Consider the following 12,621-nt stretch of genomic DNA (forward strand, 5'->3'; position numbering starts at 1 on the left):
ACAGCAGATAAAACAGACTGATTATGCTATACTCAGAATACTGAGTCACTATGGGAGGGACCGCATTATGACGCCAAAAGGCATTAATCATTACGGGGTAGGAGAGCAGGCTGACGTATTCTTGCTTGTTAAAACATCCACTAAAGGCATTGCAAGCAACGGGAAACCGTTTTTAACGCTTATTCTGCAGGATCAATCCGGAGAGATCGAAGCAAAGCTCTGGGATGCAGGTCCTGAGGATGAAGCATCATACAGTTCTCAAAGCATTGTTAAAATATATGGAGACATTCATCATTACCGCGGGCGCAATCAGTTGAAGATCCGCAACATCCGCACAGCATCCGCTGCTGATAACGTGAAAATATCGGATTTTCTTGAAACCGCTCCAGTCGGACAGGAAGAAATGATGGAAAAAGTCACACAGTACATCTTTGAAATGAAAAATCCGAATATCCAGCGCATCACAAGATATCTCATGAAAAAGCATCAGAACGAATTTCTTGAATATCCGGCTGCAACGAAAAACCATCATGAATTTGTATCAGGTCTTGCCTACCATGTCGTGTCCATGCTGGATTTGGCAAAGTCAATCGCAGACCTTTATCCGAGCCTGGACAAAGATCTGCTGTATGCAGGTGTCATCCTTCATGACCTCGGAAAAGTTACAGAGCTTTCCGGCCCGATCGGTACGACCTATACGGTAGAAGGAAACCTTATCGGACATATTTCCATCATGGTAAACGAAATCGCAAAAGCAGCAGAGCATCTTGGCATTGAAGGGGAAGAGGTTGTGATCCTTCAGCATCTGGTGCTCAGCCATCACGGAAAAGCGGAGTGGGGAAGCCCTAAACCGCCGCTGATCAAAGAAGCTGAAATTCTTCATTACATCGATAACCTTGATGCAAAAATGAACATGCTTGACCGCGCACTTGAACGCGTAAAACCAGGCGAATACACAGAGCGCGTTTTTGCTCTTGATAACCGGTCGTTTTATAAACCTGCTTTTCATAAGTGATAACAAAGCCCTTTCTCTTTTTAAAGAGGAGGGCTTTTAATTTTTTCAGATAAAGGGATAATCGGCCAGGCTCTCACATATAGTGCAGTAAGAGGCTTGTCAAAGAAAAGGGGGAAAAGGGCATGATCTTGCTGCCATGGTGGGTTTACCTCTGCGTACTTGGGATTTTATACAGCGGCTACATGGCTTTTTCAACAACGAGAAAAGAAAGAATCGTTGAAGAAGCCTATATAGAAAAAGAGGGCAATGTGTACATCGAACGGATGATGAAAGAACGCGAATCGAGGAAAAAGAATGAGGATGAAGAGAACTGAAGATGGTGAAAAAGCAGCCGGGAGTATGTTCCCGGCTGTTTTTTGTGTGTGATGAAATATAGATTTGTGCCCTTCGTGAAGTGTTCCAAGGTGTGAAGGTCACAAAACAGGAAGGAATGTGCCCTTCGTGAGGTGCTCCGTGGTGTGAAGGTCACAAAGCAGGAAGGAATGTGCCCTTCGTGAAGTTTTCCAAGATGCGAAGGTCACAAAACGGGAAGGAATCTGCCCTTCGTTAAGTGCTCCAAGGTGTGAAGGTCACAAAACAGGAAGGAATGTGCCTTTGGTGAAGTGTTCCAAGATGCGAAGGTCACAAAACGGGAAGGAATGTGCCCTTCGTGAAGTGTGCCAAAATGTGAAGGTCACAAAACGGGAAGGAATGTGCCCTTCGTTAAGTGTTCCAAGATGCGAAGGTCACAAAACGGGAAGGAATCTGCCCTTCGTTAAGTGTTCCAAGGTGTGAAGGTCACAAAACAGGAAGGAATGTGCAGTTTCAGGATATGTAAGAACGTGCTTTTAACGACTATACAACCATACGAACTAAAAAAGCCCCGAAGCTTTCACTTCAGGGCATGTACAATTCTTTATTATTGTCCTTCAGCCGGAGCGGCTTCAGGAGCTTTGAATGTATCTTCGAGGTCTTTGTCTTTCACTTTTACATCAGCTTCTTTCAGGGCTTTGTCAAGGGCTCCCTGAACAGCATCTGGCTGGCCTACTTTTTGTTTCTTCACGTCAGCTTCAAGCTGCTTTTTCATTTCTTCGTAAGGTTTTACTGTTTCAGTTACTTTGATGATGTGGTAGCCAAATTCAGATTTGACCGGCGCGCTTACTTCTCCTTCTTTAAGAGCGAAAGCTGCTTTTTCGAACTCAGGAACCATTTGTCCTTCGCCAAACCAGCCTAAGTCGCCGCCGTTTTGTCCTGAAGGATCTTTAGATGCTTCTTTTGCAAGATCTTCAAACTTTTCCCCTTTATCAAGACGTGATTTGATTTCTTTTGCCGTTTTTTCGTCTTCAACAAGGATGTGGCTTGCTTTTACTTTGCCTTTAAGTGTTTCGTAGTATTGCTTTGTGTCTTCGTCTGTTACTTTTACTTCTTTTTCAGCTGCTTTTTTGCGGAGCAGGTCCACTTTTACCATATCTTTAACAGTCTTTTCGCCTTGCTGCTGAATGACTGCTTCAAATTGAGGGCCATATTGCTGAGTTAAGTTATCGATTTCCTGATCTACTTCTTTGTCCGTTACTTTGTAGTCTTCGCTTAGTACTTTTTCATGGACAAGCTCTGTCAGAACATCTTTTCCAAAGCGGTCTTTCATAGCTTCGTAAAATTCGTCCTTCGTTACGTTGCCTGCTTTTGTTTCAGCGATGACTTCTGAACCGCCATCATTGTTACTGCATGCGCCAAGTGCTAAAACACTGGATGCTGCTGCTAGTGCGAGAGCAAATCTTTTCATCTGATACAACTCCTGATTCTGTTTTTAGTAAGGGGATTTCGCCTTTTCTGCGGGTTAATGTTTGAAAACAAGTATGTACATGCAAAAAAGCAGGGGCGGAATATCCTTAAGGCAGCGGACTGCCTAATTATTGGAACACTATACCACATTGTGCCATGAACTAAAAAGTTTTGCAATAGGACCAGGGTAATCAGGGCATTCGTCTAGGTCAAATCGGCAAAACGTCCATATGATGTATGGAACACCGATAAGGGAGGTTTTCATTATGGGATACGGATATTCAAACGGTTTTGCATTGCTGGTGGTTCTGTTCATTTTATTAATCATTATTGGTGCTTCTTATCTTTACTAGGAAGCGAAGGGCTAAAAATTTCCAAACAAAAGACAGTAGCCTATTCGCTGTAAAGTGATCATGCATAGTATAACTTACCGATGTATAAAGGAGGTGTCATTATGGGAGGATACGCTGGAGGCTTCGCGTTAATCGTAGTTTTGTTCATCTTATTGATCATTGTTGGTGCTGCTTGGCTGTAAGCCAAAACTAAAATAGCTGACAGATAATCTGTCAGCTATCATTGTATAAGCTGTATGCGTCAGTTTGCATACAGCTTTTTAAGTGTTAAGGATGTACATAATTTTGCACTGTGTTGTCTAGCTTCACCGCCCAACTCCTCTGCCAGAACAAAATCCCCCAAAAAGTCATAAACCGGACTTTTCGTGTGATTTCTTATCTGCCTTTCGGAGCTAAACCGGGCGCTTACGCTTTTCAGATTGAAATCTAAGTAAACAAGATTTCTATGTAAGATGAAACCAATAAGATGGTGATCAGGACATTGATTGTCCGGAATACTTTTGTTTGTCGGTCTTCAGGAATCTCTCTTACCAGGCAGAGTGCGCTGGTTAATTTATTGATATAGAATAAGATGAACACTGCAAACAAAATGAAAAAAGCTATCATATGAGATTCCCCCTCTCCTCACTGATACATATAAGATTACCAAAAATCGAGTGAAAAAGATAGCAATGACTCCTAATAAATAGCAAAAGAAAAGCATCTCAGTATTGAGCTGCTTTTCTTAACCGGGGTCAAGCCTATCCTATTCGGCAATGCTCCCTGTTATGCTCTTATTTTTGGAAGAGGATTTCAAAGCTCTCGTCCGCTTCTTCAATGTAGCAGGCCTTTGGAGCCTTTAGCAGATGATTCATGTAAATAAAGTCTGTTATGCAAATGCCGGTGTGAAAGGCGATTCCCAGACTGAAATAATGCAGGTAAGAAGGGAATGCTATCAAGCCTGCAGCAAGAGCTGAGTTCACAAGCACAATTGGCGCTGCAAGAGACAGCAGCATCATCGTTTTTGATACATTGCAGTTTGTTTTTAAATAGATAACCGGCAGTATATAGGATTGAACCCTGCATTTCAGTGATACGCGGTATCCGGCCATCCAAAGCGGCAGGGCATGCAGCAGCTTGTGGCATGGTACAACGCAAAAAGCAAACAAAAGAAGCAGGAGAAAGTGATCTGCTTTAAGATGGATGTATGGGAAAACGACCATTAATGGCAGATAGATGCCGATAAACGTAGTCATCATGATGAATGCAGCTAATATAGACAATCTATGGAATCCATAATCTTTTGAAAGATTAATGGTTTTCCAGCAGTTCATTAAAATCACCGTCCGAAAATCATGTCTGAGACATAATTGGTATTGAAAAAAAGGAGCTCAGTCCGGCTCCGATACATACTTTACGATGCCTGAACAGAAATTGCAATATGAAATTTCGGATGAAAACGGTTAAAATGAAAAATAGGAATCTTTTACAAAAGATGAGCCTACCTAAATGAGGCGGAATGATTTAAAATATAGGAACGAATCAGAAGGAAAGAAGTGAACGGGAGTGGAATCGTTTGAAAAACGCATGGCCAATTTGGAGTATTATCAAAAGATGCTGATTAAGATGGCTGATGCTGAAAAATATCCCTTTTATGTATCGGTTATGGAGGCGGGACTTTCAGCAGAGGAAATTGAAGAGATCCACCGTATATGCAGAGAACTCGAAGATATGCTTGCAGAACAAAAAGAGCAAGGGCTTCTGAATTACGAAAGCCTTCTTACTCTTTTTGCGGGTCAGCTGAATTATAAGCTTTCTGTCGATGACACCATTATTCACCTGCATAAACAGGGGCTTTATGAGCCGCTGATGGGTGAATTCAGAAACATTATTCGGAAATAGCCGGAACAGTTTCAGCTTCTGGGTCTGCAAGCTTTTTCAGCTTCCGGTTTTCCTCAACAAATTCCTTTTCGATGTTCGTAAAGGAATGCTCGAAGATCTCCATAAAATCGTCCCCGTAAATGTTTCGAATGATGCACATCATTTCCATAATCTCAGGGAATTTTCCGTATAAGTTTTGAAGGGGCAGGGCTCCTTTAAAAACGGCATTTCTGCTTGGATCATAATCTTCAAGCAGCTTCAGAAGAATTTCTTCTCCCTGCTCTGTCAGCTGAATGTACGTATTCCGTTTGTCATTCTGCTTTTTGGAAAACTCAAGATAGCCTCTTTCTTCAAGCTTTTTTGAAAAGTTAAAGGCTGTTGAAACATGCATGACCCCGAATTTGGCAATTTCAGAGATTGAAGCGCCCTTTAAATGATAGGCAATCCATAAAATATGGTGCTCATTTATATTTAAGTCATAGGGCTTTATCCATTGCTGCCAGTCTTTTTCGATGGATTTCCACAAAGCTTTGCTCAGCTGAGCGATTCTCTGGCTGAATAACAAGGCTTCTTTAATGGAATAATCCTGTTCGTTTCGTTTCATCCCCAGTCACCTACTTTTTCTCTTTTACTCTTATATTCTATTATGCCAATAAAATAAAGATTAATAAAGATTAAATTTACAAAATTTTTAAATAAATTGTGAAAAAGCCGGAAAAGCGTTGTTTTACTCACATAAAAAAAAGAGCGGCCTGTGAGAAAATCTGCCGCTCTTATTTCATAATTGGTTTGTCTACAAAAACAATCTATTTGTTCAGTGTTTGCTCAAGCTCTTTTATTTTTTCTTCAATCTGGCTGATTTCTTTCTGAAGCTCTGCTTTATGCGGCTCAATTTCCTCCTGCCAGGTCTGAATCGATTTCTGCAGATCAGCCGTTACATCCTTTAGTACGACAGCGCTTTCTTGAGCGGTCTTTACAACCGATTCTTTCAGGGAGATGCTGTCATCTTTCAGCTGTATGAGAATGGATTCGAGTTTTTGTTTGTTTTGCTTTAACTGAGTCCGCAGGTCTCTGCCGGAAGAAGGTGCTGTCAGGATGGTCGCAAGTCCTCCGATTACGCCTCCTACAAGCAGGCCTGTCATTAAAGATTTTCCATTTGCCATAAGTATCACTCCAGTTTTTTTGTTATGTACATATAGACTCTAAGGAAGTCATTCCTTATTAAATACCCTCTGTTAAGGGAGATAAACGCTTGTTTTACTCATAGCATATGCCGTTTTTGCATAGGTATGAGTAGGGACATGAAAGGGGAGGGGGAAGAGTGGCAGGAGTTATTTTTCTGTTTTTTGCCGTCAGTTTGCTTCTGTTTACCGGATCGTTTCACTATCTGAAATTGGCTCAGCAGTCCGCTTCCTATCCGCCTAAGCATATTGTTCATCAAAAAGCAGCAGTCCTTGCAGGCGGAGGAGCCATTGCGCTTTTAATTGGGATCTTATTTTATACCGTATAAGTTTTAAAAAAACCCGACCGTTTAGGATCGGGTTTTCGTTTAGTTAAGTGCAATTTTTGAACGTTTAAGGATTGTCTGCACAATCGGGTATATAAAGACCATGGCCACAGTGTTCATCGCAACAGCAGGAAGAACAACTGCGAGAAATAATGCTGTAAATCCAGCTCCGCCAGGCAGACCTACAATAAAAAAGGCTGCTGTCAGGAAAACCGTTCCGGATACGAGTGTGCCGACAGCTGTCAAGACGCCCGCTCCTGCTACAGTTGAAGCATATTTCTTAATCATCAGTACAAGCAAGTAGAAAACAAAGGCTGTTACAATCTTGTCAATCACATTCGGAAGCAATCCCCCGGGGAAGCTGGTTGTCAGGCCCGAAAGGACACCTGTTACTGCTCCAAGCAGGAAAACGTTGCGGATGTGCGGGAAAAGCAGAATGCCTAAAAACATCATCGTCAGCATCATATCAGGCTTCATGCCTCCGAAAATCGGCGGGATAATGCCGTGAAGCGCCAAACCCATTGCGACAAATAAAGATAACACCACTAAAACTCTTGTATTCATTTCTCAACTCTCCTCAGTCTAAGCTCTTTTTTTCGGCCTCCCCAATAATGACCTCTGTCTTATTGCGGGAGAACTTAAAAACAGTATAACAGGTATTTCTTCCCTTGTAAAAAAGATTATCTGTGTTTTTTCTGGAATTCCGTCATGAATTCTGCAAGCGCTTCGCAGGCTTCAAGCGGTACGGCGTTATAAGCGGAAGCACGGCATCCTCCAATGGAGCGGTGCCCGTTTAAACCGGAAAATCCTCTTTCTTTTGATTCCTTAAGAAACGCTTTTGTTAATTCTTCATTTTCCAAAGTAAACGTAATGTTCATGTTCGAGCGGCTTTCTTTTTTCGCATGGCCCCTATAAAATCCTCCGCTTTTGTCAATGCATGAATAGATGATTTGCGCTTTACGCTCGTTCAGCTCTTCAATGGCTGCAAGGCCGCCTTGTTCTTTCATCCACTCAAGCACTAATGAAAGCATGTAAATGGCAAAAGTGGGAGGTGTATTATAAAGCGAATTCTGCTTCGAGTGAGTCGCATATTTCAAAATGGAAGGGATCTCTTGATTGGCATTCTCAAGCATCTCTTTTTTCACGATCACAACTGTGACGCCTGAAGGACCGAGGTTTTTTTGCGCCCCTGCATAGATAAGGGAAAATTGGCTGACATCGATTTTCCTGCTCATAATGTCGCTTGACATATCCGCTATTAAAGGAAGTTTTGTTTTCGGAAAGCTCTTCCACTGTGTGCCGTAAATCGTATTATTGGATGTGAGGTGGACGTAGCTTCCTTCAGAAGGATCCTCAAATTTTTCAGGCACAAAGGTATAACGGTCGTCTTTTGAAGAGCCGATAACAGCTGTTTCTCCCAGCTTTGCCGCTTCTGCAAGGGCCTTTTCAGACCAGACGCCGCTCATCACAAAGTGAGCCGGTGAACCGCTTTTTAAAAAATTCATCGGAATCATCGCAAATTGAAGGCTCGCTCCGCCCTGCAGGAACAGAACTTCGTATTCTTCAGGAATGTCCATTAGCTCCCGCATCAGTTGGGAAGCTTTGTTATGTACATCTTCATACGGTTTGCTCCTGTGGCTGAGTTCCATGACCGACATGCCTGTACCTTTAAAATCAATAAGTTCGCTTTGGGCTTTTTCCAGAACTGCAAGCGGGATGGCAGCAGGTCCGGCATTAAAATTGTGCGTTCGTTTCATGAAAAATGTCACTCCTCACTTTGTCGCGGTGCATGATTAAAAATTCTATTTTTATATCCTAACATGAAATACGAAAGACGAGTCGGAATTTTTAAAAAATATTTCAGGGCGTGAAAAAACCCGCTGCATAAGCGGGTTTTATAGAAGACCTTCCTGAATAGCAGAAGCAATTTGCTTCAAGTCATCAGGCGTATAATCTTCCGTATGGGTTTTCCAGACCGCTCCAAAACCGTCGCCTTTTCCGTAGCGCGGAATCAGATGAATGTGATAGTGAAAAACGGACTGTCCGGCTTTTTCGCCGTTGTTGTTCAGGATGTTCATGCCAACAGGCTGAAACTGCTCTTTAATGGCATTCGCAATTTTAGGAACGGTTTCAAACACATTGCGGGCAATATCTGGCGTTAGTTCATAAATGTTTTCCTTATGTACTTTCGGAATGACCAAAGTATGGCCTTTTGTAACCTGGCTGATGTCGAGAAACGCAACAACATGTTCATTTTCAAAAACTTTTGCACTAGGAATTTCCCCGTTTACGATCTTGCAGAAAATACATCCGCTCATTCCATTCATCCTTTCGTGGGTACGGTTTGCTTATCCATATAGTACCATAGCTGGCTGCGCGGATTCAAAAAAAGAGAGGGGATTCTAAATTGCTTTTGCCGCACAAATTCTGGTGGGAGAAGAAAGGAAAGTGTTCTATAGAGTGTTTAGCTGCACAAACTCAGGCTGAAGAAGGGAGGAAAGTGTTCTAAAAAGTGGTTAGCAGCACAAACTTCGGTTGGAGAATAGCGAAAAGTGTTCTAAAAAGGGTATAGCAACATTAACCCTGGCTGGAGAAGATAGGAAAGTGTTCTAAAAAGGGTTTAGAAACATTAACCCTGGCTGGAGAAGAGAGGAAAGTGTTCTAAAAAGGGTTTAGAAACATTAACCCTGGCTGGAGAAGAGAGGAAAGTGTTCTAAAAAGGGTTTAGCAACATTAACCCTGGTTGGAGAAGAGAGGAAAGTGTTCTAAAAAGGGTTTAGAAACATTAACCCTGGCTGGAGAAGAGAGGAAAGTGTTCTAAAAAAGGTTAAGCCGCACAAACCCTGGTTGGAGAAGAAAGGAAAGTGTTCTAAAGGTGGCAATGAAGCAAAAACCTCAAAAAAGAAACAGGATGATCGCAATGATCACCCTGCTCTGCAGAGGAGGAAGAGCCGGCGCAGCTTAATGGCAAGACTCGCAGATCCCTTTGTCATCTCCCTCATTTGCTTGGAAATGAAGGATAAAAAAGAGTGAATTTGTTAAACATGGTTCAAAGCAACCATCTCCCAGTTAAGAGTATCAGTAATGAGTCTTAACTAATCAATAACTGTCTTTGACGAACACCTCATTCGGAAAATGAATTTATACAGAGCATCTATTACTGAAAGTAACGGCCCGCAAACACCTCATCTCGAAATGGAAATATTCATGATGTTAACTAGCTCATGGATTCCTTCACTAAACTGTCTTTAACAAACACCTCATTTGAATGAATGTCTGTGACAGCTCCTCACCTCTACATCCATTATGATGTCCAGGTAAATCACAATTATGCATGCGAAATTAGCAAAATGTCCGGCGGATTTGGTAAGATAAAAGAAAACGGCGAAGGGACGAAACGATGAGCTTATTACAAGTAAACCAGCTAACGGGAGGCTACACGCGAAACCCCGTTTTAAAAGATATATCGTTTGAAATTGACAAGCAATCCATTGTGGGCCTGATTGGGTTAAACGGTGCCGGAAAGAGCACGACGATCCGACATGTGATCGGGCTTATGGAGCCTCATAAAGGGGAGATTTCCATCAATGGCATTTCGTTTCAGGATGAGCCTGAGGCTTACCGCAGCCAGTTTTCATTTATTCCTGAAACCCCGATTCTATATGAAGAATTAACCCTTTACGAACATCTTGAACTGACGGCCATGGCATATGGATTAAGCCGCGAGACATTCAAAAAACGTCTTGATCCGCTTCTTAAGGAATTCAGAATGGAAAAAAGGCTGAAATGGTTTCCAAGCCACTTTTCAAAAGGGATGAAGCAAAAAGTCATGATTATGTGCGCTTTTTTAGTTGAGCCTGAACTGTACATCATTGACGAACCGTTTGTAGGCTTAGATCCTCTTGCCATCAATGCGCTTCTCGAAATGATGAACAAGGCTAAACAGGAAGGAGCCGGCATTCTGATGTCAACGCACATCCTGGCTACAGCAGAAAGATACTGTGATTCCTTCATCATTTTACATAACGGCAAAATCCGTGCAAAAGGCACCCTTTCAGAGCTTCAGAATGAATTCGGGATGAAGGGTGCATCGCTTGATGACTTATATATTCAGCTGACAAAGGAAGATCAGCAATGAAAAATCTCGACCAGATATGGAAAACCCGGCTTGAGGCTCATGTAAAAGAAGTGCAGTCTTATACTAAATATATGTTTAATGACCATCTCATTTTTGTCCTGGTTTTTTTAGGTGCAGGAGGGGCGCTGTCCTACCAGGAATGGCTTAAGACCATGCCGGAAGATTTTCCGGCCCTGCTGATTTTGACCGTTGTGTTTGCACTGATTATCACAGCTTCCAGCGTCCGAACGCTGTTGAAGGAAGCAGATCTCGTTTTTTTACTGCCGCTTGAAGTGAAAATGGCGGACTACTTCAGAAAAGCGACGGTTTACAGCTTTTTCAGCCAGCTGTACATCTTTTTTATTGCAGCGATTGTATTCGCTCCGATGATTTTCCGGGCAGAAAATTTTACAGGAACAGACTACCTGTTCATGTGCCTGCTGATTCTTCTTGCAAAAGCATGGAATTTGCTGATGAGTTTCAGAATATCTTTTTATACTGAACAGTCTGCAAAAGCAGCGGATCTTGCCGTTCGTTTTGCTTTGAATGCAGCAGCCGTCTATTTCATCCTGTCTAAAGCTTATTTATATGCGATCGTTGTCTTTGCGGTCATGGCCGTTCTCTATCTGTATTTTAAAAAAGCAACAGCAGCAAAGGGCATCAAATGGGAAGCGCTTATTGACCGCGAGCTTGAGAAGAAGCAATCCTTTTACCGGATTGCCAACCTCTTTACAGATGTGCCGAAGCTTAAGAAAAAGGCCAAGCGGAGAAAGATGCTTGACGGCCTGCTTACGCTGATTAAATACAAACAGGAAAACATGTATGCCTACCTTTATACACGCGCCTTTTTAAGGTCGGGTGACTTTCTGGGCATCTTTTTGAGGCTGACTGTCATCGGAAGCATCATTTTGTTTATCATTCCGACGAATCAGTTCAGTGTCCTTGCGATTGCTATTTTGGTCCTGTACTTAACAGGTATCCAGATTCTCGGTTTGTATAAGCATTTTGATATGCTGTCGCTGCCGGACCTGTATCCCGTCAGCAGGCAGCATAAAAAAGGGAAGTTCCTGAAACTCCTCTTCAGCATCGTTTTATTCCAGCATCTCATTCTGACGGTGGTGTCACTGACTTCCGGTAAATGGATGCCTTCCATTATCCTTTTAGGAGCGGGCATCGCGTTTGCTTACCTTTTTGTATATCTGTATGTAAAACCGAGGCTGGCTAAAATGGATGCCAGCGTATATTAAAGCAAAGGCAGCTGATAAACATGCTTTATGAACAGCAGCTTGAAGAGGATCTCTTTCAATGGAAAAAGAAATTGTTGAGAAAGTCCTCCAGGTTTGAGCGGCTTTCAAAAAAAACGCAAACCAAAATCAACGCGCATATTCCTGCAAAAATACACACGATTATTACAGAAAGCATTAAAAAAATGGTCGGAGCAACGCTTGCCGGATCCAATTTGACAACGACAGAAAAAAAGCTTGAAGGCATCTCGCTTGAAGAGCGGGAAAATAAGGTGCGCCAAACCATCTCTGCCTTTCAGAAGGCGGCGGCTGTTGAAGGAGCGGGGACAGGTGCAGGCGGACTGCTTGCTTCTGCAGCCGATTTTCCTTTGCTGCTGGGGATTAAAATGAAGTGTCTGTTTGAAATTGCCACACTTTATGGATATGACCCAAAGCAGGTTGAAGAGAGGATCTTTCTGCTTTATGTTTTCCAGCTTGCCTATTCAAGCGATGATCACCGCAGAAAAACATTCGATCTGATTGAGAACTGGGAAGAGCGGAAGGAAACGGTTAAGGACATCGACTGGCAAACCTTCCAGCAGGAATACAGAGATCACATCGATCTTGTCAAACTGCTGCAGGTCATGCCCGGAATCGGAGCGGTAGTCGGAGGCGTTGCCAATTATCATCTTGTCAGGCACCTCGGGGAGACTGCCATGAATTGCTACAGACTGAGAAGACTCGGCACAATCTAAATGGATTGTGCTTTTTTTTATGGAATAGCA

General features: G+C 42.5%; 17 protein-coding genes. 9 read left to right on the forward strand and 8 right to left on the reverse strand.

Features of this window, described 5'->3' with window-relative positions:
- Positions 1-67: 67 nt before the first annotated feature.
- Positions 68-1,015: a 3'-5' exoribonuclease YhaM gene (yhaM, locus tag JOJ89_RS04325; RefSeq protein WP_029567309.1), complete on the forward strand. Its 948-nt coding sequence runs from the start codon at positions 68-70 to the stop codon at positions 1,013-1,015.
- Between the two features lie 122 nt (positions 1,016-1,137).
- Positions 1,138-1,329, forward strand: coding sequence for a sporulation YhaL family protein (locus JOJ89_RS04330; protein ID WP_029283679.1), 192 nt, complete (start codon positions 1,138-1,140; stop codon positions 1,327-1,329).
- 584 nt (positions 1,330-1,913) lie between these two features.
- Here the strand turns inward: JOJ89_RS04330 and JOJ89_RS04335 are convergent.
- Positions 1,914-2,777 carry a peptidylprolyl isomerase gene (locus tag JOJ89_RS04335; RefSeq protein WP_029567310.1) on the reverse strand — a complete coding sequence of 288 codons (864 nt, stop codon included), beginning with the start codon at positions 2,775-2,777 and terminating at the stop codon, positions 1,914-1,916.
- A 265-nt stretch (positions 2,778-3,042) separates the two neighbouring features.
- Here JOJ89_RS04335 and JOJ89_RS04340 point away from each other — a divergent pair, with 265 nt between their 5' ends.
- Complete coding sequence (locus JOJ89_RS04340; RefSeq protein WP_035207754.1) at positions 3,043-3,129, forward strand: YjcZ family sporulation protein; 87 nt, start codon at positions 3,043-3,045, stop codon at positions 3,127-3,129.
- Positions 3,130-3,230: 101 nt separating this feature from the next.
- Complete coding sequence (locus JOJ89_RS04345; RefSeq protein ID WP_101567585.1) at positions 3,231-3,311, forward strand: YjcZ family sporulation protein; 81 nt, start codon at positions 3,231-3,233, stop codon at positions 3,309-3,311.
- Positions 3,312-3,555: 244 nt separating this feature from the next.
- Here the strand turns inward: JOJ89_RS04345 and JOJ89_RS04350 are convergent, their stop codons facing one another.
- Both JOJ89_RS04350 and JOJ89_RS04355 read right to left on the reverse strand, forming a co-directional pair.
- Positions 3,556-3,735 carry a hypothetical protein gene (locus JOJ89_RS04350; protein WP_029283683.1) on the reverse strand — a complete coding sequence of 60 codons (180 nt, stop codon included), beginning with the start codon at positions 3,733-3,735 and terminating at the stop codon, positions 3,556-3,558.
- Positions 3,736-3,902: 167 nt separating this feature from the next.
- Positions 3,903-4,442 carry a DUF3267 domain-containing protein gene (locus JOJ89_RS04355; RefSeq protein ID WP_029283684.1) on the reverse strand — a complete coding sequence of 180 codons (540 nt, stop codon included), beginning with the start codon at positions 4,440-4,442 and terminating at the stop codon, positions 3,903-3,905.
- A gap of 232 nt (positions 4,443-4,674) precedes the next feature.
- Between JOJ89_RS04355 and JOJ89_RS04360 the strand changes: the two genes are divergently transcribed.
- Positions 4,675-5,010, forward strand: a complete 336-nt coding sequence (locus tag JOJ89_RS04360; RefSeq protein WP_203289680.1) for a DUF1878 family protein — start codon at positions 4,675-4,677, stop codon at positions 5,008-5,010.
- Here the strand turns inward: JOJ89_RS04360 and JOJ89_RS04365 are convergent.
- Together JOJ89_RS04365 and JOJ89_RS04370 are read right to left on the reverse strand one after the other, a co-directional pair.
- Entirely contained in the window at positions 4,997-5,593 is a 597-nt protein-coding gene (locus JOJ89_RS04365) for an HTH-type transcriptional regulator Hpr (protein WP_029283689.1), read from the reverse strand. The two genes, JOJ89_RS04360 and JOJ89_RS04365, sit on opposite strands and share 14 nt — an antisense overlap.
- A gap of 202 nt (positions 5,594-5,795) precedes the next feature.
- Positions 5,796-6,152, reverse strand: coding sequence for a YtxH domain-containing protein (locus JOJ89_RS04370; protein WP_029283691.1), 357 nt, complete (start codon positions 6,150-6,152; stop codon positions 5,796-5,798).
- A 158-nt stretch (positions 6,153-6,310) separates the two neighbouring features.
- Here JOJ89_RS04370 and yhzF point away from each other — a divergent pair, with 158 nt between their 5' ends.
- Entirely contained in the window at positions 6,311-6,499 is a 189-nt protein-coding gene (gene yhzF / locus JOJ89_RS04375; RefSeq protein WP_029283693.1) for a membrane protein YhzF, read from the forward strand.
- A gap of 39 nt (positions 6,500-6,538) precedes the next feature.
- Here the strand turns inward: yhzF and JOJ89_RS04380 are convergent, their stop codons facing one another.
- From JOJ89_RS04380 to JOJ89_RS04390, 3 genes are all read right to left on the reverse strand, one after another.
- The gene (locus tag JOJ89_RS04380) at positions 6,539-7,060 is read right to left on the reverse strand and encodes a tryptophan transporter (RefSeq protein ID WP_029283695.1); all 522 of its coding nucleotides are present in this window, start codon (positions 7,058-7,060) and stop codon (positions 6,539-6,541) included.
- 116 nt (positions 7,061-7,176) lie between these two features.
- Positions 7,177-8,253: a 3-phosphoserine/phosphohydroxythreonine transaminase gene (serC, locus tag JOJ89_RS04385; RefSeq protein ID WP_203289681.1), complete on the reverse strand. Its 1,077-nt coding sequence runs from the start codon at positions 8,251-8,253 to the stop codon at positions 7,177-7,179.
- A 138-nt stretch (positions 8,254-8,391) separates the two neighbouring features.
- The gene (locus tag JOJ89_RS04390; RefSeq protein WP_029567313.1) at positions 8,392-8,814 is read right to left on the reverse strand and encodes an HIT family protein; all 423 of its coding nucleotides are present in this window, start codon (positions 8,812-8,814) and stop codon (positions 8,392-8,394) included.
- 1,082 nt (positions 8,815-9,896) lie between these two features.
- Here JOJ89_RS04390 and JOJ89_RS04395 point away from each other — a divergent pair.
- From JOJ89_RS04395 to JOJ89_RS04405, 3 genes are read left to right on the forward strand one after another with little or no spacing between them, the layout of a single operon-like run.
- Positions 9,897-10,634, forward strand: a complete 738-nt coding sequence (locus JOJ89_RS04395; RefSeq protein ID WP_203289682.1) for an ABC transporter ATP-binding protein — start codon at positions 9,897-9,899, stop codon at positions 10,632-10,634.
- The gene (locus JOJ89_RS04400; RefSeq protein ID WP_203289683.1) at positions 10,631-11,860 is read left to right on the forward strand and encodes an ABC transporter permease; all 1,230 of its coding nucleotides are present in this window, start codon (positions 10,631-10,633) and stop codon (positions 11,858-11,860) included. Before JOJ89_RS04395 ends, JOJ89_RS04400 begins: the two co-directional genes overlap by 4 nt.
- A gap of 20 nt (positions 11,861-11,880) precedes the next feature.
- Positions 11,881-12,591: an EcsC family protein gene (locus tag JOJ89_RS04405; RefSeq protein WP_203289684.1), complete on the forward strand. Its 711-nt coding sequence runs from the start codon at positions 11,881-11,883 to the stop codon at positions 12,589-12,591.
- Positions 12,592-12,621: the final 30 nt, after the last annotated feature.

The organism is Metabacillus sp. cB07 (assembly GCF_016839225.1).
GTDB classification, from domain to species: domain Bacteria; phylum Bacillota; class Bacilli; order Bacillales; family Bacillaceae; genus Bacillus_P; species Bacillus_P indicus.